At 69.6% G+C, this 22,808-nt stretch carries 19 protein-coding genes; 9 read left to right on the top strand and 10 right to left on the bottom strand.

Translation table 11 applies throughout. The annotated features are described in order from the left end of the window. Positions 1-178: 178 nt before the first annotated feature. Positions 179-3,055 (bottom strand): AfsR/SARP family transcriptional regulator, encoded by a 2,877-nt coding sequence (locus tag CEP50_RS09715; RefSeq protein ID WP_106113615.1) that lies wholly within the window; start codon positions 3,053-3,055, stop codon positions 179-181. Between the two features lie 511 nt (positions 3,056-3,566). Here CEP50_RS09715 and CEP50_RS09720 point away from each other — a divergent pair. Together CEP50_RS09720 and CEP50_RS09725 are read left to right on the top strand one after the other, a co-directional pair. Next, positions 3,567-4,601 (top strand): ADP-ribosylglycohydrolase family protein, encoded by a 1,035-nt coding sequence (locus CEP50_RS09720; RefSeq protein ID WP_258175129.1) that lies wholly within the window; start codon positions 3,567-3,569, stop codon positions 4,599-4,601. Positions 4,602-4,760: 159 nt separating this feature from the next. After that, positions 4,761-5,612, top strand: coding sequence for a hypothetical protein (locus tag CEP50_RS09725; RefSeq protein ID WP_106113617.1), 852 nt, complete (start codon positions 4,761-4,763; stop codon positions 5,610-5,612). 109 nt (positions 5,613-5,721) lie between these two features. Here CEP50_RS09725 and CEP50_RS09730 read toward each other — a convergent pair whose 3' ends face one another. After that, entirely contained in the window at positions 5,722-6,462 is a 741-nt protein-coding gene (locus CEP50_RS09730; RefSeq protein ID WP_106113618.1) for a S1 family peptidase, read from the bottom strand. A gap of 540 nt (positions 6,463-7,002) precedes the next feature. Here CEP50_RS09730 and CEP50_RS19860 point away from each other — a divergent pair. After that, on the top strand, positions 7,003-7,521 hold the full coding sequence (locus CEP50_RS19860) for a hypothetical protein (RefSeq protein ID WP_146134780.1): 519 nt from the start codon (positions 7,003-7,005) through the stop codon (positions 7,519-7,521). 705 nt (positions 7,522-8,226) lie between these two features. Here the strand turns inward: CEP50_RS19860 and CEP50_RS09735 are convergent. Both CEP50_RS09735 and CEP50_RS09740 read right to left on the bottom strand, forming a co-directional pair. After that, positions 8,227-9,057 carry an SAM-dependent methyltransferase gene (locus tag CEP50_RS09735; RefSeq protein ID WP_219905407.1) on the bottom strand — a complete coding sequence of 277 codons (831 nt, stop codon included), beginning with the start codon at positions 9,055-9,057 and terminating at the stop codon, positions 8,227-8,229. A 286-nt stretch (positions 9,058-9,343) separates the two neighbouring features. Beyond that, on the bottom strand, positions 9,344-10,942 hold the full coding sequence (locus tag CEP50_RS09740) for a CocE/NonD family hydrolase (protein ID WP_106113620.1): 1,599 nt from the start codon (positions 10,940-10,942) through the stop codon (positions 9,344-9,346). A gap of 267 nt (positions 10,943-11,209) precedes the next feature. On the opposite strand from CEP50_RS09740, the gene CEP50_RS09745 reads away from it, so the two are divergent. Then, the gene (locus CEP50_RS09745; protein WP_181188308.1) at positions 11,210-12,091 is read left to right on the top strand and encodes a spermidine synthase; all 882 of its coding nucleotides are present in this window, start codon (positions 11,210-11,212) and stop codon (positions 12,089-12,091) included. A gap of 54 nt (positions 12,092-12,145) precedes the next feature. On the opposite strand, the gene CEP50_RS09750 is transcribed toward CEP50_RS09745, so the two are convergent. From CEP50_RS09750 to CEP50_RS09760, 3 genes are all read right to left on the bottom strand, one after another. Further along, complete coding sequence (locus CEP50_RS09750; RefSeq protein WP_106113622.1) at positions 12,146-12,409, bottom strand: GlsB/YeaQ/YmgE family stress response membrane protein; 264 nt, start codon at positions 12,407-12,409, stop codon at positions 12,146-12,148. Between the two features lie 230 nt (positions 12,410-12,639). Then, positions 12,640-13,515, bottom strand: a complete 876-nt coding sequence (locus tag CEP50_RS09755; RefSeq protein WP_106113623.1) for a LysR family transcriptional regulator — start codon at positions 13,513-13,515, stop codon at positions 12,640-12,642. A 138-nt stretch (positions 13,516-13,653) separates the two neighbouring features. Beyond that, the gene (locus CEP50_RS09760) at positions 13,654-14,406 is read right to left on the bottom strand and encodes an SDR family oxidoreductase (protein ID WP_106113624.1); all 753 of its coding nucleotides are present in this window, start codon (positions 14,404-14,406) and stop codon (positions 13,654-13,656) included. A 263-nt stretch (positions 14,407-14,669) separates the two neighbouring features. On the opposite strand from CEP50_RS09760, the gene CEP50_RS09765 reads away from it, so the two are divergent. The 4 genes from CEP50_RS09765 (at position 14,670) to CEP50_RS09780 (ending at position 18,822) form a co-directional block, all read left to right on the top strand. Then, positions 14,670-15,848: a low temperature requirement protein A gene (locus CEP50_RS09765; RefSeq protein ID WP_106113625.1), complete on the top strand. Its 1,179-nt coding sequence runs from the start codon at positions 14,670-14,672 to the stop codon at positions 15,846-15,848. Positions 15,849-15,851: 3 nt separating this feature from the next. Then, the gene (locus CEP50_RS09770) at positions 15,852-17,018 is read left to right on the top strand and encodes a low temperature requirement protein A (protein ID WP_106113626.1); all 1,167 of its coding nucleotides are present in this window, start codon (positions 15,852-15,854) and stop codon (positions 17,016-17,018) included. Positions 17,019-17,152: 134 nt separating this feature from the next. Continuing rightward, entirely contained in the window at positions 17,153-17,737 is a 585-nt protein-coding gene (locus CEP50_RS09775; RefSeq protein WP_106113627.1) for an STM3941 family protein, read from the top strand. 128 nt (positions 17,738-17,865) lie between these two features. Next, a complete protein-coding gene (locus CEP50_RS09780; protein ID WP_106113640.1) occupies positions 17,866-18,822 on the top strand; it encodes an alpha/beta hydrolase in 957 nt (318 codons plus the stop codon). A 105-nt stretch (positions 18,823-18,927) separates the two neighbouring features. On the opposite strand, the gene CEP50_RS09785 is transcribed toward CEP50_RS09780, so the two are convergent. After that, complete coding sequence (locus CEP50_RS09785; RefSeq protein WP_106113628.1) at positions 18,928-19,347, bottom strand: hypothetical protein; 420 nt, start codon at positions 19,345-19,347, stop codon at positions 18,928-18,930. 380 nt (positions 19,348-19,727) lie between these two features. Between CEP50_RS09785 and CEP50_RS09795 the strand changes: the two genes are divergently transcribed. Next, complete coding sequence (locus tag CEP50_RS09795; protein WP_106113630.1) at positions 19,728-20,711, top strand: pirin family protein; 984 nt, start codon at positions 19,728-19,730, stop codon at positions 20,709-20,711. A gap of 48 nt (positions 20,712-20,759) precedes the next feature. On the opposite strand, the gene CEP50_RS09800 is transcribed toward CEP50_RS09795, so the two are convergent. Further along, positions 20,760-21,194 carry a VOC family protein gene (locus CEP50_RS09800; protein ID WP_106113641.1) on the bottom strand — a complete coding sequence of 145 codons (435 nt, stop codon included), beginning with the start codon at positions 21,192-21,194 and terminating at the stop codon, positions 20,760-20,762. A 156-nt stretch (positions 21,195-21,350) separates the two neighbouring features. After that, a partial coding sequence (locus CEP50_RS09805; RefSeq protein WP_219905410.1) for an AAA family ATPase occupies positions 21,351-22,808 on the bottom strand: 1,458 nt, incomplete at its 5' end.

Genomic DNA, 22,808 nt, shown 5'->3' on the forward strand with positions numbered 1-22,808 from the left:
AGGACCACACCCGCACGCCGCTGTGCGCGGATGACCCCGTTCCCCCGAGGAGTCACCGCGCGGTGCGTTCCGGTCCGCGGTGTCCGCGACTGCCGAAGCGCACATGACACAGATTGGCAGTAGCGACTAATCACGGACTAAACGACGACTAAACGCGGACGCGGCCCCGACCGGTGCCTCACGCTCCCCCTGCCGGGCCGTGCTCGGCCAGCCGCGCGCGCGGCTCCGCCGCCCGGGGGGAACCGCCCGCCTCGAAGATCGACAGCGCGGTCTCCCAGCGACGACGCGCCACGGCCGTGTCACCGCGCAGGGAGGCGACGTCGCCCAGACCCATGTAGGCGGCGGCCTGCCGCATGGTGGAGCCGCACTGCCGTGCCACCTCGAGCGCCTCCCCGTAGTAGCGTCGCGCGTTGTCCATCCTGTCCAGTTCCACACACACTTCACCACAGTTGTTCAACACCATGGCCAGAATTTCGAGATCGTCCGCCTCCCGGTAGCGCCGCTCGGCCTGGCGCAACCGGTCGAGGGCGGCCGAGTGGTGTCCGAAGACCTGGTCCACCTGGGCCAGGTTGTTCAGGGCTCCGGCCTCGCCGTAGCGGTCCCCCTCGGCGCGGTAGGTGCACAGCGCCTCCTCGCAGTGCCGCCGCGCGTCCGCGTAACGCCCCATCCGGAACAGGGCGCTGGCCATGTTCACCTGGGTCATGGCCAGTTTCGCCCGTTCGGGGAGGGCGGAGGCCACGTAATACGATTCGGCGTAGTACTTCAGTGCCACCTCCGGGTTCCCCGAGCGGGAGTGCACCACCCCGAGGCCGGCCAGCATGAGCACCTTGCCGTCGGGATCGTCCAACCGGCGCGCGGACTCCAGCCCCCTGGTGTAGATCCGCACCCAGTCCTCCCAGGGACACCGCACCATCAGGTAGTTGAACTGCAACCGCACCAGCTGCCACACCACGCGGTCCCAGCCGTGCCGGGCGGCGGCGTCGATGACGGCCACGATGTTCGCCCACTCCGCGTCGAACCACTCCAGCGCCTGCTCCCTGCCGGAGATGGCCGGCACCACCCACTCCCACCCGGAGAAGTCCAGCTCGTCCCGGGGCGGACGCAGGAACCGTCTGGCGTGGTCGGCGGCGGCCAGGTAGTGCTCGGTCAGCCCGCGCAAAGCGGACTCCGGCTGCTCGTCGGGTTCCCCCTCCGCCGCGGAGTCGCGTAGCTCACCGGCGTACAGCCGCAGCAGGTCGTGCATGGCGAACCTGTCCGGTTTGGGCTCGCTCACCAGGTGGGCCAGGGTCAACGCGCGCAACCTGCGCCGGGCCGTGTCCGGATCCGTCCCGCACAGCGCGGCCACGGCGTGGGAGGTGAAGGTGTGGCCGGGAACCAGCCCCAACAGACGGAAGGTCCGCGCCTGACAGGGGTGCAGACTCCGGTAGGAGATGTCGAAGGCCCGACGGACGCTGGTGTCGGCGTCGTCGATGTCCAGGGCGGAGAGCCTGTCCCGTTCGCAGGTGAGCTCACCGACGAGCTCCCGCACCGCCCGCCCCGGGTTCGCGGCCAGCCGCGCGGCGGCGATGCGGAGGGCCAGCGGCAGCCCGCCGCACAGTTCGGCCAGTTCGCGCGCCGCCTGCGGCTCGGACCTGGCCCTTCCCGGAACTCCGGCCGTGTCCAGCAGCTCCACCGCCGCCGACGGGGACAGCGTCTCCAACGGCAACGTCCGGGCCCCGTTGTGCACGACCAGACCGTCGAGTCTGCGCCTGCTGGTCACCAGTACGAGCGAACCGGAGCTGTTCGGCAGCAGCGGCCGCACCTGATCGGCGTCCCTGGCGTCGTCGAGCAGGATCAACACGCGGCGACTCGCCAACAGCGACCGGTAGAGCGCGGCGCGCTCCCCCAGCTCGACCGGGATGACGTCGTCGGCGATGCCGAGCGTCTTCAGGAATCCGGTCAGCACCTCCCCGGGGGAGAGCGGCGGGCGTTCGGAGTCGAAACCACGCAGTGCCGCGTAGAACTGTCCGTCCGGGAAGCGGTCGGCCACGCGGTGGGCCCAGTTCACGGCCAACGCGCTCTTGCCGACCCCGGCGGTTCCCGTGACGGCGGCCAGCAGGTTCGCGGAGTCCCGGTCCTCCTCGTCCAGCATCCGGTCCAGCGCGGCCAGTTCCGCGGAGCGCCCCACGAAACCGGCCACCCGGGGTGGCAGTTCCGCGGGACTGGCGGTGACCCCGGTCTCGGCGCAGCCCGAACCGCCCGTCGGGCTTCGCCGGGGCAGCAGCAGGCTCTCGTCGTCGCGCAGCATCCGCTCGTACAGGGTGCGGAGGTCGGGGCCGGGGTCGAGCCCCAGTTCGTCCGAGAGCCACTCCCGCAGCTCGTGGTAGCACTCCTGGGCGCGGGCACGCTGCCCGGAACGGTAGTGGGCGAGCATCAGCTGGCCGGTGAGGCGTTCCCGCAGCGGGTACCGCTCCACGAGCTCGGACAGTTCGACCACCAGCTCGCGGTGTCTGCCGAGTTCCAGGTCGGCGGCGATGCGTTCCTCGAGCGCCATCAGGCGCAGCTCGTCCAGGTTGGGCGCGACCATGCGGTGCAACCTGTCGGAGGAGATGTCGGCCAACACGGGACCCCGCCAGAGGTTCAACGCCTCGGTGAGCGCGCGGGAGCGCTCCGCCGGTTCCAGGTTGCCGGCCCGGTTGATCAGCGCGCGGGCGCGGTGGGCGTCGATGCGCTCGCTGTCCACCCGCAGCAGGTACCCGGGGGAACGGGTGACGATCTCGGGGGCCTCCGGGTCACTTTCACCCTCCCGAGGGGTGAGCAGCTTGCGCAGCCTGGAGACGTAGCCGTGGATGATCGTGCGCGCCGTGCGCGGGGGGTGCTCTCCCCAGAGCGCGTCGATGAGCCGGTCCATGGACACGACCTGGTTCGGTTCGAGCAGCAGGCAGGCGAGCGCGCTGCGCACGGCGGAGTTGCCCAGCGGCTGACTCACGCCGTGGTGAAGCACCTCCAGCGGGCCGAGCAGTCTGAACTCGTAGCCGTGGCTCGGCCCGCCGGGCGAGCTGTCGTCCGGTGGCATAACCCCCCGAAGATCGGTCCCACGTCAGTTTTCCCGTTTTTCCGTTATGAACGAAAGTTCCCTCGTGTGGATGAATGTCGACGAAACCGATCCACGGTAACCACACGAACCGACAGACGTGGCAGGCTTCACCTCAGCTCACCCCAACGGTGGAGTGTTCACCTTCTCAGGGAGGCAAAAACCACAAAATGTGAGCAAACTCGAATGAGACCGGGTGTCACCCGTCTGCCAAGCTCCCGGGGGAAGTGCCTGGCAACCGGTTCCGGACCAGCGGGAGAACACCACGTGAACAGGGCAGTCACCCCGGAAGATCCGGGAGGACCGCCACGTCCGCACCCGGAGGACGTGGCGAGAACCCGTCACCACACGGTGCGCGTCCCGCCCCGAGAGGGGGCACCCTCCTCTCGCCCCCCGGTCTCGCGGACACGGTTCCAAGACAGGCACTCACGACGCCCAGTAGAGTCGGGACTCGCGCCCGAACACCACCCGGAGCACTGTGGAGGTATCCCGCGTGTCGACATCGTCCACAGTGGTGGATCGTGCCGTGGGGTGCCTGCTCGGTGCTGCTCTTGGTGACTCCCTCGGCGTGCCGGTCGAGTTCGCCGACCACGGCGAGATCCGCACCCGTTACGGACCGGACGGAGTCGTCGAACCACCACCGCAGGCCCTGCTCGGCGACGCCACCCAGATGCTGCTGTTCACCGGCGAGGGCTATCTGCACGCCTGGGCGACCGGCAACAACGGGGGCAAGTGGCGTCCCGTGGAAGCGACTGCGGCGGCCTACCGGCGGTGGCTGATCACCCAGCAGGAGAGCAAGCCCCACTACGGGGCCACCGGCCTCATGGCCGAGCACGAGCTCTACGCCAACCGGTCCCCCGGCCTGACCAGCCTGCGCGCTCTGCAGGAGGAGATTCTCGGCACTCCGGACCAACCCGCCAACACCTCCAAGGGATGCGGCGCGGTCGACCGGGCGGCCGCCGCGGGATTCGCCCCCACCGTGGAGATGTCCTACACCCTGGGCTGCCAGTTCGGCGCCCTCACCCACGGGGCCCCCGGCGGATGGGCCTCCGCCGGAGCCATGGCCGCCCTGATCCACCTGCTGGCGGTCCAGGGCAGACGCCTCCCGCAGGCGGTGGACCAGGCCGCCGGACGAGTGCTGCGCGAGGACGGGGAGACCGCCACGGCACTGGCCGACGCGGCCACCCTGGCCCGGATCGACGTGCGCACCTCCTACATCCAACGGCTGGGGCAGGGATGGGTCGGGCCCGAGGCGCTGGCCATCGGGGTGTACTGCGCGTTGGCGCTGCCCAAGCGCGACCAGTTCCGCGACGCGCTGCGCCTGTCGGTCAACCACTCCGGACACAGCGACACCACCGCGGCCATCACGGGGGCCATCCTCGGCGCGCGCCACGGGACGGCGGCCCTGCCCCGAGACTGGCTCAACAGGCTGGAGCTGGCCGACGTGATCGAACGCATCGGCCACGACCTGGGCGCCTCCTGCGTCGGGGAGAAGTTCAACGACCGCAGGTACCTGAGCCTGGGCTGAACCACCGAGGTGGCGTCAGCGGCCTGTCAGCGCCGGGTCAGCCTCCGCCTCCACGATCACCGGGGAAAGCGGGGGCGACCGTCTGGCCGGACTCCGAGCCGGTGCTCGGGGAGCGGGACGGGTCGTCCCGTACTCACCGAGTCGGGCGAAGGAACACCGATGGGCACGGAGATCGACGAGACCGTGTACGCGCGGATAGGCGTCCGCGAGCCCTACTTCGCACTGCGCGGGGTGCGTTTCCCCAGCCCCGGGGAGGCTGTCTGCGCCGTCCCCGTCGAACAGCAACCGGGTGAACAGGCTCCGCTGACCATCTCCGAGGCCGCACGGCACTCGGCGATCCTCGGGCTGTGCGCGGCGGCCTCCGGAACCCGGGACGGACGACGCCGCTACTACCTGGCCCGGCGGGGCAGCCTCGACAGGCTGGCCACCCGATCCCGCCCCACGGGCCCCCTGTCCGGGCAGGCCACCGGGGAGCTCCGTTCGGAACGCGCGGCCACCACCACGAGCACGATCCTCACCGCCTCGGAGGAGCCGCTCTTCAGACTGGAGCTGGAGTTCGCCGTGTTCTCCGCCGAGGCCTTCGAGCGGGTGTTCGCGCACACACGACGCGGGGACGAACCACCCTCCCCGCCGTCGAGCCCCTACACCTCTCCTCCGGAACCCGAGGGGGTACGCCTGGGGACCCGGTCGGCCTCGGCCACGATCACGCCCGGTCTCGACGCCTGTCCGGGACACTTTCCCGGATTTCCCACCCTGCCGATAGCCATGCTCGGTTCCAGCCTGGAACGACTCGGCCTCCTGCTGCTGGAGAGGTTCGCACCGGGACCGCGCCGGATACCGTGGCACCTGGAACTGATCCACGCCAGTCGGCTCATACCGGCGGAACGGGACGTGAAGCTGCGGGCCGAGGTGGACAGCCACGACGAACGCGGTCCCACCCTCCTGCTCAAGGCGCTGTTGGAGGACGAGGAGATCTTCTCCATGCGGGTCGGGTTCGCGCCGGCGTCCTGAGGAACGCCCGGAACGGAGCCCACCGAGATCTCGTCACGCCCCGGACACACGTCCGGCGGTCCCCTGAGGAGGGGACCGCCGGTGACGCGGTGCGGTTCACTGTCGCCGGTCACACACCGGCGTAGGACTCGATCCAGCCCCGGTACTCGGCGACGCTGGTGTAGGCGGTACGGCTGGAGCGGTCGCTGGTGGAGGCCACGCCCACCTGCACGTACTCGCCGTCGGGGGCGTTGGCGAACATCGGCCCGCCCGAGTCGCCGCCGGCGGGGATGCCGTCACCGCGGTAGGCGCAGATCGCGGTGCCGCCGCGGTAGTCCGAGCAGGAGGTGTCGGTCACGGTGACGTCGGCGACCTTGAGCCACTGGGACTGGCACTCGGCCTCCGGACGGTCGGTGCAGGTGGCTCCCCACCCGTAGGTCTGCACGGTCTCCCAGAGCTGGGCGTCACCGGGCTCGCCCAGTGGGGCGTACTCGACGTCGACGCTGCTGCGCACGTTCACCAGGGCCAGGTCGGCGCTGGGGTGCACGTGGACCCCGCCGGCAGCGGCGAAGACCTCACGTCCCTGGGTCTGGTCCAGGCTGCCCACCCGGAAGCTGATCTGGTTGGCTCCCTGGACACAGTGCTGGGCGGTGAGCACCCACTGGGAGGCGATCACGCTGGCGCTGCACATCTCCCTGCCGTCGGCGAACATCCGCGCGGCCCAGGGGGCGTCGGTGGCGTAGTCGCCGTCGATGATCATCGGTTCGGGAGCGGGGGCCTCGGCGGAGGCGGCGGCCTGAGCCGGGGCAGCGATGCCGACGGCGATCAGTGCCGCGGCGGCGGCCCGGGATGCGATGCGTGCTAAGGACAAGCTGGGCTCCTTCGTGGACAGCGATCTTGTCGCTTTGTGATCGGAACGCGTCCAAAGGTCACCCGAAAGAATGGCCAGGTCAACTACTTGGTCACTAGTCGCCAACCACACGGCCGGAAGTCCCGTCTGACGGAACACTCCGGCGTGAGGTTGCACACCGAACCGCACGATCCCGAACACCGGAAGACCCGCCGGGGACGGCTCCCCCCCCCCTCCCGGAAGGGCCTCCGCCAGCGGCACCCACACCCGGAGAAGCGGCACGTCGAGCATTCGAGCGGAGAGAACGAACACACGGAAAAAGCACGAGGAACAACGCCCGAACAGTGCCGAACACGAAAATAACCGGATTGTTAACGTTCGCCGGAAACGTCCCCTCCCGAAAATCCACGCCGGAAAAAACCAACGATTCGCACGATTCACCCCGAAAGCGAAGAAAACCCCCTTCCAACGAAGAAAACACCTATTTGATCAAAGTTTCACTCTGTGCTAGTTTCCCGGAAGGAACATCGTCATTTTCTGACACTCGGAGTTCAGAAGCACATGACCATCGAGAAAACCACTGCCCTCGTGTTGACCGGCCTCCTGAGCGCAACGCTCATGGGCGTCTCAGGAAAGACCGCCACAGCGAGTGAACACTCCCAGGTACGATCCCCCCTTCCCACTTCGGCCATAACAGCGAGGCACGCGACGCGGAAACAAGAAGAGCCCACAGCACCCGAGGTGGACAGAGTTCCCGGAGCGGAACAGATCGTGAAAGACCTCTCTCCCGGAGAACGGGCCCGAATAGGAACCGTCAACGGTACTCCTCTGATCCTGGCGAAGGATTCCCGGGGGAACCTTTCGGCCCACTTCGAGGGGCAGGTCCCTTCCGGAGCATGCACCTGGGCGGTGGCCTCAGCCGTTTACGGCATGGGAGCAGCGGCTCTGGCAGCGGCAGCAGCTTCAGGCGGACTGGAGGTGGCAGGAGTATTTCTGGCCCCCGAGATGCTGAGTCAACTTTCGGCGGTGGCGGGTTCCTTCAGTGCCGTGTACAACTTCATCGGACAGCACGTTTGCTGACCGAAAACAAGCCGGACCCAACCAGAGGAAACGAGTGATCTGCCCATGAATTGGGGGGTAACTTCCGGAGTCATCGGAATCGCGAGTATTCTACTTTTCATAACCTCGTCGATCTTGACCACCAGAAATCGGCGCGTCACGACGACATCGCAACTCGTCCTGTGGCTCGGAATTGTCGGAGTACTCATCATCTCGTTCGGAAGTTTTTTCGTCGACTGAGAAAGGAAAAGAGATGAGGCCCTTCTCCTCACTGATCGCGTTCTCGCTGCTGGCCGGACTTCTGATCACCGGTGTCGGTCTCGCGTTCAGCGGTCCGCCCATGACATTCGGTTGCGCGGTCCTGACGGCACTGACACCACTGACCCCGCTTCCCATAACCCTGGTGGGATTCCACCTGGTCAAGAAGCACGGAGTCGCTGTGATCCGTAACGGATCGTCATCCGTAGGATCCCGGTATGCCCCGAATCCTGGGCCTTCGGGATACACCACCCCGGTTTTTTCCTGACCCCTCGGGCACTCCTTCGAGAACGGTGAGGATCACCCCGCTGTCACCGGCCTTCTTCCAGGCCTTCTTTCCAAGGGGACACGGGTCCCTCGTCGCTCACGCTGAGCGAGCAGACATCATCGGAACGGTTCGGGACCGCTTCCGGACCGTTCCCCTCCCCGTGCCCGGATGTGCCCCGCGACCGCCGAACGCCCCGGTCCCTACCACGCCCGCAGTGGCTCGTCCGGCAGGTATCCCACGGCGGCGACCCCGTTCGCCGAGTCCGTGCCGTCCTGGGCGGCGTTCACGTCCGGTTCGGGACGCCACTCGGGCAGCGGGACCAGGCCGGGTTCGACGAGCTCGTATCCGGGCAACAGCTCCCGGATCCGTTCCGGATCACGCATGATCACCGGGGTGTGGGTGTCGCGGTAGGCGTTCTCACTGCTGTGCACCTGCTCGGCGGACATGGTCAGCGCCGTCCCGTGGGAGACGGCCAGGTAGCTGCCCGCCGGGCAGCTGTCCCGGTAGCGGGCCATGATCCCCGGCGGATCGTCCTCGTCGGAGACGTACGGCAGGATCGACACGGCCAACACCGCCACCGGACGGCTGAAGTCCAGCAGCTCGGTGACCCCCGGAGCGGCCAACACGGTCTCCGGATCCCGGATGTCCGCCTGGGTGACCGTCACCCGCTCGGTTCCACGCAGTAACTGTCTGGAGTGAGCCACCACCTCCGGCTCGATGTCCACATAGGCCACCCTGGCCTCGGGGCACCGGCGCTGGGCGACCTCGTGCACGTTGCCGACCGTGGGCATTCCCGATCCCAGGTCGAGGAACTGATCAATTCCTCGATCGCAGAGAAAGCGAATCATTCTTCCGAGAAAAGCGCGTGTTGCGCGCGCGTAAACCTGCACCTCGGGGACTTCCCCCAGCAACCGGTCGACGGCCTGTCGGTCCACGGCGAAATTGGCCGTTCCCCCCAGGTAGTAATCGAACATGCGCGCGGCACTGGGGCACTGCATGTCCACACCACGAGCGTACATATCCCCTGACATACGGCTCAGTGAACTCCGGTGGGGCCCTCCGCGAGCGCCGCCACCCCGCACACCAGGGGGCCGAACATCCGTCATGGTCCCACGGTACAGGCACTTCCGGGAATTGTGGAACACTCGCTTACCGGCTGGCCCGAAGAATGGGATCTTTCCGCCCGGAAAACGCACTGCGCTTCCGCTCGGACACAATTCGTGTCGTTTCCCGGATGCCCGGTCGGTCAACGCGAAAAACCGACCGGGCAACCAGGTTTTCTTGATTGTTTTCAGGAGGGGCACGCCTCGCCCCGCCTCACCCGAAGGGTATGCGCAGCTCCGCCGGGGCCGTGGACGAGGAGCCGAAGGCGACGGAGCCACGCCCCTCCTCCCGGTACCGGGCGTCCACCGTGTCCACCACCAGCACCAGCCTGTTACCGGCGGAGACGTTCCACACCACCGGCTGAAGCGCCAGGTCCACCTCGCTCGGCACTCCCGGCTCGTTATTACGCACGGTAATCGGCTTGTGGGTGATCAGACTGCCCTTGCCCAGTGGCCCCACCTCGTAGAGGTGGGCGAACAGCGAGACCTCCCGCCCCGTCGGGGTGACAGACAGCCGCAGCCGTGGGGTGCCGCTCACCGTGCCCCCGGACGGCAGTGGTTCCGAGCTCCACACGGCCGCGTCGTCCCGGTCGACCAGGGGAACCGAGACCCCCACCGGAACGCGCGCGAAGCCCTGAAGCAGACCGCTGAGCATGACGGTGCCGCTGCGGGCCAGGGTGGGATCCCCCACGTCGATCCGGTGTTGCCAGTCGGAAGCGGGCCCCTCGACCAGCTCTCCGGTCTCCGGGCGCGGCCAGCCGTCGGAGACGGGCTCCGTCAGGCGGAACCGACCGGTCTCGGTGGTCACCGCCTCCCAGGAGGGGTACTCGCGCCACCCGGAACCGTTGAGCGGTTCGAGTTCCACAGCACTGTCGGAGAGATCGTTGCGCACTCCGCGCAGATGCCGGTCGAACCACTCCGTGGCCCGCTCCCAGATGCGGTTGGGCAGACCGGCTGCGCCGAAGGCCTCCGGGGTGGCGTGGTCGCCGGGGGCCAGCATCAGCCGTTTGGGTCCGTTCAACGCCCCGAACAGGTCGGTGATCTGCTTGGGAGGGAAGAACGAGTCCTGCCAGGCGTTGGCCAACAGCACGGCGGTGCCGTTCTCGTTGAGCTCCTCGACCCGGTTGGCCGGGGAACGCTCCGGGGCGAGGTGCAGCGCGTCCTCCGTGCGGTGCTCGCGGTAGGCCCGCTCCAGTTCGCGCAGGTCCTCCCCGAAACGTCCGGTCACGTGCCCGATGCCGAGCAGCAGTTCGGCGGCACCCGCGCTGACCGTGTCGTTCGGGTACAGCGACGCGGCCAGGTCGGCCCAGCCGCTCATGGCGGCCACGGCGTCCACCCTGGGATCCTCGGCGGCGGTCAGGACGCTGATCCCGGCCCCGTAGGAGATCCCGGCCATGCCGACGTTCTCCGCACCGGCCGAGGTGTGGGAGACCGCCCAGTCGATCACGCGGCTGGCGTCGGCGACGTCCTCCGGACCGGCCACCTCCACCTCTCCCTCGGAGGCGTAGAACCCCCGGGCGGTGTAGGTGACCACGACATAGCCCGAGTCGTGCACCAGCCCGGAGGCCGCTCCCAGGTACTCGATGTTGGGCACCGCCCAGCTGGCGGGCATCACCAGCAGGGGTCGGGGTTCCCGCGCCGGACCGGCCGGTTCGACGACCTTCGCGTCCAGGGTCACGCCTCCCGCACCGGGGATGGCCTCCCTGCGGACGGTGAAACCGGTCTGCTCGGCGGCATCGGCGAGCGGGGCGAGGGGTTGGGCACACAGCAGCGCGGCCAACGCGGCCGCGGCGAGCGTGGGTAATCGGCGCATGGTGTCGTTTCCTTTCCGAACGGAAGGGCAGACCGTTCCACCCCGCTTCCGGGATCCGGAAAAGTCTGCTCTAGAGTGATCCGGGACACAACGGAGAGAGTACACACGAGCTACTGTCGAGTAGCAATACATGAAATGAGTTCACTCGATCCGGACGTGCCCGGAGACCCACCCACGGCACTCCCCTCCGGGCGCTCCTACGCTGTATTCGGAGTGACTCCGAACCGACTTTCGGCCCGCATCGGCTAGCAGGAAACGGCGGTGAGGATGGCGAACACCACGGGCTCCTGGCTGCGCGAACCCATACGCGAGGACGTGGCGGATCTGTGGCGGCTGCACGAGGTGCACTGCACGGCCGACACCGAGTTCCAACGGATGCTGATCGCACGCACCCGCCTCGGGGTCACCCTGTTCTGCGACGACAACCCCCAGAGCGCCGAGTGCGGACAACTGGCCTTCCACGAGGCCGAGCTGATACCGGCCGCACTGCTGGCCGAGCAGGTGCGACGAGTGCTGGTCATCGGGTGCAGCGAGGGACCCGTGCCCCAGATCGCCGCCGAACTCGGCGCGGAACGTGTCGACCACGTCGACATCGACCCCGAGTGCGTACGGCTGTGCGCCGACCACCTGCCCTTCGGCTACACCCCCGAGGACGTGAAACGCGCCGAGCACTGGGAAGGCCCCGTGCGACTGCACTACGCCGACGGGGCGGACTTCGTCGCCGAGGCGCTGCGGCGCGGCGACAGCTACGACGTGATCGTGCTCGACCTGCCCGAGGAGGACCAGGACTCCACCGAGGGCTACAACGCCATGTACGGCCAGGAGTTCTTCGAGACCTACCGGAGGCTGCTCACCCCCGGCGGAGTGCTCAGCACCCACGTGAGCAGGCCGCACCTGAGCTTTCCCACCGCCGAGACCGCGGACAGCCTGCGCCGCCCCTGGCAACAGCTGGGACGCACCTTCGACACCCGCGTCTTCTTCCGCTCCACCGAACAGCCCTGGGCGGCGATCATGATCGGCAGCCCGACCCGCAGGGCCGACCCGGTGCGGCGGATGCGGGAACGGCTGGCCGAGATCGACTACACCCCGCGCACCATCGACGCGGAGGAGCTGCGCGGGGCGACCTACCTGCCGCTGGCGTTGCGCTGAGTCCCGCTGCCGCCGTGCCGGTTGCCTCCGGAACCGGCACGGCGACCGTGCGTGCTACGACCTGCTGCGGTGGAAGACCAGGCGGTACAGGACCAGCAGGATCAGCGAGCCGACCACGGCCCAGACGAAGCTGGCGAGGTTGAAACCGGACACTCCCGCCCCGTCGAAGACGGACGTGCTGATCCAGCCACCGAGCAGCCCACCGACGATGCCGATGAGGATGGTGACGATGATCCCGCCCGGATCCTTGCCCGGAAGGATCAGCTTGGCCACCGCTCCGGCGATCAGTCCGAACAGGATCCAGCTGAGAATACCCACCGCGAACTCCGTTTCGTGGTTCGACGTCGTCGCTTGATCGGCTGTTACCCACGACACGGGTGGTTCAAACGAACAGCCGGCCCCGGCCACGATACGGCGGAACCCCACACCGGACCCGCCGGGTTGCACGCGCGAAACGGCCCGCCTCGACGTGGCCGCATCCCGGGTGGACACCGTGGAACCGCCGGAGACACCGGAGAGGAGCTCTCACCGGCGACCGGTAGCCCCGGTCAGTCGGCCGTCGCGGAGAGGAAGGCCTCGCGGGCGTGGTGGGTGGTGTGCTGCGGCCAGAGCGCGTGCAGGGGGACGAAGTGGGGCGGCCGCAGCTCGAGCACGCGGACCCGGCCGTCCGCCGTCCGGCCCGGGGCGTCGGTGACGAAGGCGATGTGGTCGGTGCCGAGCACGGCGGTGGTCGGCGGGGTGCCCTGGACCGGGTTGCGCCGCAGGCGGGGTTCGAAACCGGCCCGGCGGCAGTGCTCGACGAGCAGGTCGGTGTAGCCGGAACGGCCTGGTGTCCCCCAGACCACGACGGTCTCCTCAGCCAGTTCGGTGAGCTCGACGGCGGCGCGGTCGGCCAGGTGGTGCTCGGCGGCCACGGCCACGTGCAGGCGGTGGTGGGTCAGCAGGCTGCGGGTCAGCCCGTGCACGGGCGTCATGGCCCGGCACAGGCCGAGGTCGAGGTCTCCGGCCAGCAGCTGCTCGACGAGTTCGTGCGGGTAGCGCTGGTTGATGCGCGAGGCCAGCTCGGGACGGGTGCGGTGTGCCCGGGCCAGCAGGGTGGTGACCTCCTCGCCGGTGACGGCCGGGGTGTGACCGATGCTGAGGGTTTCGGGTTCCCCCCGACCGATGCGGCGGGCGCGGTGCACCGCCGAACGGGCGAGGCCGTGCAGCACGCGGGCGTCGGCGATCAGGGCCTGTCCGGCGGGCAGCACGGTGAGCGTGCTGCCGCTCCGGTCGAGCAGGGCCACGCCGACCTCCCGTTCCAGGGCGCGGATCGAGGTGGACAGCGCCTGCTGGGACAGGTGCAGCCGCTTGGCCGCACGGGTGAAACTGCCCTCCTCGGCCACGGCGACGAGATGGTGCAGTTTGTGCAGGTCCAGACCCATGTGTCGCGTCCCGGTTCGCGGTGGTGGCCACGACCCAGCCTAGCCGGGGACGCGCGGGCGGGCGCGTGGCGAGGCCACCTCCCTGGCGCGCCCCGGCCCGGGACTGCCTCCGACCGCTGTCTTCGACGGTCTCGTTCCTCAGCGGGTGGTGTAACCGCCGTTGGGGAACAGGGTCTGGCCGGTGAACCACCACCCGTCGGTGGCCAGGAACTCGATGATCGGGGCGATGTCCTCGATTTGGGTGAGCTGGTTGCCCATGGCCATCGACTTGTGGAACTCCACCCGCTCGGGCGTCTCCTGCGGGTAGAAGAACGGAGTGTCCATCGGCCCCGGGGCCACGGTGTTGACCGAGATCCCCCGGTCCGCGAACTCCTTGGCCGCCGCACGGGTGAAGTGCTCCAGCGGCGCCTTGCCCCCCGCGTAGGTGGAGTAGCCGTCGGTGAACGCCGCCAGCAACGACGTACCCAGGCTGATGATCCTGCCGTGGTCACGAAGCCTGCGCCCGGCCTCCTGGATGAAGAAGTAGCCCGCCTTGGCGTTGACCGCGAACATGCGGTCGTACTCCTCCTCGGTGGTCTCCAGGATCGGCTTGCGCAGCACCATTCCGGTGGTGTTCACGGCGATGTCGGCTCCGCCGAAGGTGTCCACCGCCGTGTCGAACAGCCGCCGCACATCGCTCACCCGGGTCAGGTCCCCTTGCACTGAGACCGCCTGCGAACCCGCCTGGCGCACGGCCTCGACGGTCCTGTCCGCGTCCTCGGCCGAGGAGTCGCCGTGGTAGTGCACCACGACCTTCGCCCCCCGTTCGGCGAAGGTCGTGGCCAACAACCCTCCCAGGTTCTTGGCCCCTCCGCCGATCACGGCGACCTTGTCACGCAACGTGCCGGTCATGCTCGTCCCTCCCCGTTCGTGTCGGCACGGTCGGTGCGTCGGCACCGACCACACCGTCGACGCTAGGCAGCCGCCCCGCAGCTCGGGAAACACAACCTTTTCGTAGCCCCACAAACGGAGTCGATAACCGCAGGACAGCCAACCCTTTCACGTTCCGGGGCGCGGTTCGTGGCCCCTCCGGATCGCCGAGGAAGCCCCCTCGCGTACCGACACGGGCGTCGCCTTCCGGGGCCGAGGGCCGTCCGGTTGCTACTCTCCGCGCCATGCACACCAGCGGCGGCGAATCCGTGCTCCGGCAACGTCGTGCGGGCGAGGCCCCCGAGGTCGGGGCGATCGAACTCTTCTTCGACCTCGTGTACGTCTTCGCCGTGATCCAGCTGTCCCATTTCCTGCTCGCGCACCTGACCGGCCTCGGCATCGCCGAAACGGCCGTGCTGTTCCTGGCCGTCTGGTGGGGATGGAACTACACGGCGTGGGCGATGAACTGGCTCAACCCGGAACACACGGCGGTGCGGGTGCTGCTGGCGGTGCTCATGCTGGCCGCGCTGGGCATGTCCGTGTCCCTGCCCGCCGCCTTCGACGACGAGGCACTGCTGTTCGCGGGTTGCTACGTGTTCCTCCAGGTGGTGCGCACCGCCTTCGTGGTGTGGGCGTGCCGGGGGCTGCCCCTCGGCAGGAACTACACCCACCTGCTGGTCTGGAGCGTGCTGGCCGGGGTGTTCTGGATCGTGGGTGCGCTGCTGCCGGCCCACCAGCTGTGGCTGTGGGTGGTGGCGGTGGTGGTCGACTACGCGGCCCCGATGGTGCGGTTCTACCTGCCCGGGCTGGGCAGCCGAGCCGAGCACACCTGGCCGCTGCACCGCGAGCACCTGGCCGAACGCAACCGGCTGGTGTTCATCATCGCGCTGGGCGAGTCGATCCTGATCATGGGATTCGCGCTCGTCGACGTGGAGCTGACCGCGCCCGTGATCGCCGCGACCGTGCTCGGTTTCGCCGGGCTGGTGCTGCTGTGGTGGAACTACTTCGGGTTCCGCATCAGCCACGAGGTCGAACACGACCCGGAGGGAAGCCACCAGACGGCGATCGCCCGGTCGGCGTTCGCCTACGCGCACGCGGTCATGATCGCCGGGGCGATCGTGCTGGCCGTCTCCATCGAGCAGGTGACGCTGCACCCGCTGGGGCACCTCGACGCGGCCGTCGTCGGTTGCGTCACCGGCGGTCCGGGGCTGTATCTGCTGGGCAACCTGCTCTACATCCGCGCCCGCACCGGAAAACTCGCCGTCTCACGGCTGGTGGTTCTGCTGCTGCTGGCGCTGCTGGCGGTGTTCGCCCTGCTCACCCACGCCGTAACCCCGATCGTGCTGGCCGGGTTGTCCACGCTGTGCATGCTGGGGCTGGCGGTCTACTCCAGCAGCGCCCGGCCGACCGTCGCGCACGCCTGACGCATGGCGGCCCGCGCGGGATCCGTGGCCCGGCCGCTGTACCGGCCCATGCGCGCCCGAAACCCCGCCGAGTCGCGGGGGCAGACCCAGCTGGAACTGCTGTTCGACCTGGCCTTCTCCGCGGCCTCCGGTTTCGCCGCCGTACGGCTGGCCCACATGCTGGGCACCGGCGCGGTCGGTACGGCGGTGCTCGGGTTCGCGATGGTGTTCTTCGCGATCTGGTGGGCCTGGCTCAACTTCGCGTGGTTCTGCTCGGCCTACGACACCGACGACGGTCTCACCTGGATGGTGACCACACTGCTCATCCTCGGGGCGGCCACACTCGCCGCCGGGGTGCCCGGTGCCGTGGCGGAACGGGACTTCGCCGTGATCACCGTAGGGTACGCGGTCATGCGGCTGCCACTGGCCGCGCAGTGGGTCCGCGCGGCCGTGGGAGACCCGGCACGCCGGGCCACCTGCCTGCGGTTCGCCCTCGGCATGGTGGTGTTGCAGCTGGCCTGGTTCGGCAGGCTCGCGCTGCCGGAACGGTGGATGCTGGCCGCGTTCCTGGTGCTGGCGCTGTGCGAGGTCGCCGTACCGCCGTGGGCGCGGCGACACGGGTCGCTGCCCACCAACCCCGGCCACCTCGCCGGTCGCTACGGGCGTTTCACCCTGACCGTGGCCGCCCAGGTGATCGTGGCCACCGTGCACGCCCTCCGTCTCGGGCTGGAATCCCCGGGCAACGGGCCGTTGCTCGTCGTCGCGGTCACCACGGCGACGGCGGCCGTGGCGCTGCTGTGGCTGTACCACGCGGTGCCGCACGCCACCGTGGCCGCGAGCGGGGGCGCCCGGATCTGGGAGTACGGGCACTACCTGCTCGTCGGGGCGATGGGAGCCGTCGGCGGAGCGGCGCGGCTGCTCGCCGAGAGCACCGCCGCCCCGGGGACGCAACGCTGGGCGGCGTTGCCGCTGGCGGTCGCCGTCGCGGTGGTGCTGTTGAGTCTCTGGCTGTTCGGGGTGCTGCCCGGCCAGGACCGGCCCGGACTCGCCCACCCGACGTGTGCCGTGCTGGTCGTGCTGAGCGCGCTGCTCATCCCGAGCGCACTGTGGACGGCCGGGGTGGTCGTGCTGCTGTTGTTGGCCACGGCCGCCGTCGAAGGACTGGGTAGCAGGGACGACGAGCCCACCTGAGGCCAATTTTAGGCAAAATCGGCTCCTCCTGCCCGCCCGGTACCATCCCGCTCCCACCGGGATGGCAGGCTTTCCGCTCCGGGAGTGCCCACCACGTGACACACGCGGCCACCAGGCGGGAGCCAGGAGGAGAGATGAACACGTTCCAGCGGTCCGAGAGCCCGGGCGAGCCCGGCTACCTGTTGGCGGTGTACCCGAACAGGGTCCGGCTGTCGCTGGTGACACTGGGCGCGCTGGTCTTCGCCCTGTTCGGACTGTTCATGTGCTACGAGGCGCTCACCGCCATGCGCTCGGCCCCACGGGCCGGGCTGTTCCTGGCCACGGGCGGGCTGGGGGTGGCCTTCTTCGGCGCGTGCCTGGTCTACGGCGCGCTGCGCCTGTTCCGGCCGAGACCGGTGGTGCTGCTGGACAACGCGGGGCTGCGCGACCACGCCTCGCTGACCAGCGTCGGCTTCATCGCGTGGGACGAGATAGCCGGGGCGATGGCCGACGTCGACGGAACCCAACGGGTGCTGAGCATCGTGCTCGACGACCCGGAGAAGCTCCTGCGACGCGTCCCCGGCTTCAAAGGGTTCCTGCTGCGCACCAACACCAGGATGACCGGAACACCGGTGAACATCTCGCAGACCACCGTGGCCATGCCCATCCCCCAGCTCGCCGCCGAGATCCGCCTGGCCACCGAGAAAACCACGCGGGTGCACTCGGAGGAGCACACCTGACGGAGTCCTCCCTCAGGACACCTCAGCCCGGAATACCGGAACAGCACCGGCCGTTGCGCCGAAAGCCACAAGCACACACCACTGTGCACAGTGCTGTTCCCACCGAGACGACCGGGGAGTTGTTCCGCATGGCTCTGGACGAGGCAACCAGGGCGTTGGTGGCCGCGATGGCCGCCGGCGACGCCGCACCACCGCACGAGCTGACCGTGCCCGAGGCCCGCGCGGCCATGGTCGGCCAGCTCTCCTCCACCACCGCCGCCGCTCCCGAGATGCACAGTGTGGACGACATCGGGATAGCGGGCCCGGACGGCACCGTCCCGGCCCGGGTGCTGCATCCCGTGGAGTCCCCGCGTGCCCTGCTCGTCTACTACCACGGTGGAGGGTGGGTGCTGGGCAGTGTCGACGAGTTCGACGTGTTCGGCCGGGTACTGGCCGCCCGCACCGGGTGCTCGGTGGTGCTGGTGGACTACCGGCTGGCCCCGGAACACCGCTACCCCGCCGCGGTCGAGGACTGCTGGGCGGCACTGCGATGGGCCGACCGCGAACGTGAACGACTCACCGCAGGCCCGGTTCCGCTGCTGGTCGCCGGGGACAGCGCCGGCGGCAACCTGGCCGCTGTGGTCTCCGCGCGGGCCGCCGCCACCGCCACGGCCCAACCGTCCATGCAGATCCTGGTCTACCCGGTCACCGACTGCGACCTCGACACCGCCTCCTACACCGACCCGGAGAACCAGGTGATCCTGACCAGGGACACCATGATCTGGTTCTGGGACCACTACCTCCCCGACGCCCAGGCCCGTCTGGCCCCCGAGGTCTCCCCGCTGCGGGCCGAGGACCTCTCCGGGCTGCCGGAGACCGTGGTGCTGACCGCCGAGCACGACGTGCTGCGCGACGAGGGGGAGGCCTACGCGCGACGACTGGAGGAGGCCGGGGTGCGGGTGCGGCAGCGGCGTTTCCCCGGACAGACCCACGGTTTCCTCACCCAGCTCGACACGCTGCCCGGAAGCGAGGCGGGTCTGGCCTACATCGCCGAGGCCGTGGAGGACCGTCTGGCGGGCGGCCAACGCCAGGGCAGCTCCGTCTGAGCACCCGCTGAACCGTCCGGCCGCGCCGGTTTCCGCGTTCACCGGGCCGGCGCGGGCCGGCCTCGCCCCATGACGCACGTCGCCCCGTCACCACCGGACTCCGGTTCACGGAGGGGTGAGGGTGAGCACGAGCGTGAGGATCGGCCCGAGCAACGCCACCAGCAGGAAAGAGAGCACCACCTCCAGAAAACCGGCAGTGGAACCGTCCCCCGTGCGCGTCAGCTCCACCAACAGGAAAACGACGACCACCGTGATCACCACGATCGCCCCCACTGCCGCCCCGGCCGTGATCCAACGTCCGGAGCGACGTCGCAGCAGCATCCCCAGGGTCCCCACCCCGAGCCCCGCCACGACCAGAAGATTGCTCACCCCACCGAGCAGTTCGAGCGGCCCGATGCCGTACTTCCACCCCTCGAACGACTCCAGCATCCAGGACCCGTGGGCGAGAACACCGAGCAGGGCCAGCAGCGGGACGAGAACAGGGTGTGCACCACCACTGTTCTCGGACTCGGGGGACTGATCCACTGCGGCACTTCCCTCCGCGTCGACGGCCGGCCGCACCGACCGGCCCCGGGGAGACCGGTCCAGTCGCACACGGCGAAACGACGCACGAGCGTACCGCCTCCACCGCGCCCGCCACCGAACCGCGAGCGGCGGCCGAGGACTCAGATCCGCTTCTCGAACAGGATCACGGGAAACAGCCCCGGGCACGTGGTGACGCCACACCAGGGGACAGGCGAACGGATCTCGTCGACACCGGTCCCGAGGGGGTCCGGCATCACCCGCCGCGTCGTGCTCCAGGCGGAGGTACCGCCGCGCCGCTCCAGCGCTCCCTCCGCGCCGCCGTGCCGCATACTCGGGGTGGACAAACACCGGCCGGACCGCTCCGCCGCGAGGGAGAGACGATGAGCAACCTGGAAACCGCCCCGGCGGAGCTGACCTGCACCAACACCGAGGACCAAGCCGGACGTGCCCGACTGCTGCGGCCCCGTGAGGTGCCGCTGGGCGGGCCGCGGGCGATGACGGTGCGCCGCACGTTGCCACAGCGGCAACGCTCGTTGATCGGGGCCTGGTGCTTCGTCGACCACTACGGACCCGACGACGTCGCCACCACCGGTGGCATGCGGGTGCCCGGCCATCCGCACACCGGGCTACAAACCGTCTCCTGGCTGTTCGACGGCGAGGTGGAGCACCGCGACACCCTCGGAACACACGCGCTGGTTCGTCCCGGTGAACTCAACCTGATGACGGCGGGATCGGGCATCGCCCACTCCGAACACTCCACAGCGGACACACGTGTCCTGCGCGGGGCGCAGCTGTGGGTGGCGCTGCCCGAACGACACCGCCTCACCGACCCCGCGTTCGACAGCTACGCACCGCCCCCGCTGGAACGGGACGGAACCCGCGTGTCGGTGTTCTTGGGCAGCCTGCTCGGCCGGAGCTCACCGGTGTCGACCTACACCCCCCTGCTCGGCGCCGAGATCACCCTCCGTCCGGGGAGAGAACTGACCCTGGAGGTCGACCCCACCTTCGAGCACGGAGTACTCGTGGACACCGGCGCGGTGACCGTGGCCGGTGTCCGGGCGAGAGCCGGAGAACTGGTCTGCCGGGACACCGGACCCGACCGGCTCACCCTGGAGGCCGCACCGGGGGAACCGGCACGAATGTTGCTGCTGGGCGGGAGTCCCCTCGGGGAGCGGATCGTCATGTGGTGGAACTTCGTCGGAGGCGACCACGAGGAGATCGCCGCCCACCGCCGACGGTGGCAGTACGAACGCGAACACCCGGGCACCGGGCAAGCCCGCCAGTACGGGCGGTTCCCCGCGCAGTGGACCGAAACCCTGCCCGCTCCGGAACTGCCCCACGTGCGGCTCAAGCCCCGCGAGTGACCCCTCCCGCTCCCATCGGGTACGGCGTCGTCTGTTCGTGACGGATGGCTACCGGGCACCGAAGTCGGGGAGGGTGACGGAACCGTCCGGGGCGAGCGGAAAACCGGGATTGTGGGCGATCTCCCAGGCGTGCCCGTCGAGGTCGGTGAACACTCCGGCGTAACCGCCGTAGAACGTCTCGGCGGGGGGACGGGTCACCGTGGCTCCCGCCTGCCGTGCGGCTTCGATGATCTCGTCGACCTCGTGCTGGTGGCGGACGTTGTGCGCGAGGCAGATTCCACCGAACCCGCCGTCACTCTCACCGGCCAGGCCACTGTCGGCGGCGAGTTCCTCCCTGCCCCAGAGCGCGAAGGCCATGCAGCCCGTCTGGAAGAACACGATCTGCTCCAGCGCCTGGCCCCGCCACCCCAGGCGCTCGTAGAACTCCTTGGCCCGCGAGAGGTCGGCGACACCGAGAGTGACGAGGCTGATCCGCTGTTCCATGTTCGGGAAGTTACCGCGAAGCACCGACACTCGCCCGACAGCGGAGTTCCCCACGACCTCGGCCACGCCGGAACCGAGCCCGGGCCGCCCGCGAAGGGCAGGCGGCGGCTGCCGACTGACTCGCCTGCCCCGCTCGCGGGGGACACGCGGTACCGCTCATCGCTCCTCGACGGTGAGCGTGCCGCGCGCGAAGGTCTCCAGGATGCGCCGGTGGGTCTGCCGTGGCAGCTGCCGGGTGCCCGGTTCGCCGAACGGAGTTCCCGGCCGGGCGGGGGCCTGGTCGAGCAGCTCGTCGATGCCGGGGCGGGTGAGCAGCAACAGTCCGTGGGTGGCGCGGGTGCAGGTGACGGCCAGTCGCCCGAAGGCCGAGTTGAACTCGTCGAGCCGAGAGGCCCCGCTCAACGGATGGATGGCGACCGTGAGGCGGTTGGTCTGCCCCTGCCACGAGTCCACCGTGGAGGCCACGATCTCGGTCTCTGCCAGCGAGTACTTCCGCCGCAGCCGCTCGGCGAGGTCGGCGGCGTCGTCCACCGCCTGGTTGCGCGTGGCCAGGATCGCGACCAGCGGCTCGCCCGCACCGTCCCCCGGACGCGAGGTGAGGGTGTTGCCCGTCGGGGACCCCTCGGTGTCGTACTCGGCCTGTTCGAGCACGAAGCCCGCGGCGAGCAGCGCGTCGAGCAGCGACTCGACCGCACCCAGCAACGGCGGGTCGACGTCGGCGGCCTCGGGCTCGGGCAGCCCCGCCACCTCCAGCAGCGTCGGCACCCCGGTGCCGACCTGCCGCCAGACCGCCCCCGCCTCCCCTGACAGCCCGTCGACGACCAGCCTCCGGTCGCCGGGGGCGGCCACGCAGTCAAGCTCGCTCCACTGTGGATAGAATGCACGCCACAGGTCCAGGTGCCCGGCAGCCGGACGCCACACCGCCGGAAGCTCCACCGCCCAGGTTCCCTCCCGGCCGTCGGAGTCGGTCGGCCACGCCCGGTACGGGTTGAACCCCGCATCACCCCGCCACGGGTTCTGCCCCGCCTCCAGCGGCGGGAGCTGACCGACGTCGCCGACCCCCACCGCGACCGGGGCGGCCGGGGCCACCCGGTCGAACAGGTGGTGCGGAAGCTGCCACGCCTCGTCGACGAACAGCACGTCGAACACCGCCTGCCCGTTGTGCCCGGCACCCACGTGCTCACCCAGTCGGTCCAGCTCGCCGGCTGCGCCGAGCCGGTGGGCCGTGGAGACGACCACCCGGCACTCGGACGGGACCTCGGCGGCGGTGGTGGCCAGGGTCACTCGCGAACTCGTCTGCTCCGGCACCTCCTCGCGCCGCCTGCCGCTGACGAACAGGCACACCCGGTCCTCTCCCAGCAGCCCACCGAGGGAGGCCGCCAGCGGGTGGATCTGCTTGTTCGTGAAGGCGACGACCCCCACCCGGCGGCAGTCGGGGTACTCGACGGCCTCGACCACCAGTTTCCTCAGGACGAACGACTTCCCGGCACCGGCGGCGGCCTTGATCAGCAGGCGTTCCAGCGCCACCTCCCCGGACAGGGCCCGGCGCAGCACGCCACCGGCCTCCTCGGCCACCACGGCGTTGCCCGCCGCCGCCCGGGCGTGGTGCACCCG

The sequence above is a fragment of the Actinopolyspora mortivallis genome (assembly GCF_003001495.1).
Taxonomy (GTDB): domain Bacteria; phylum Actinomycetota; class Actinomycetes; order Mycobacteriales; family Pseudonocardiaceae; genus Actinopolyspora; species Actinopolyspora mortivallis_A.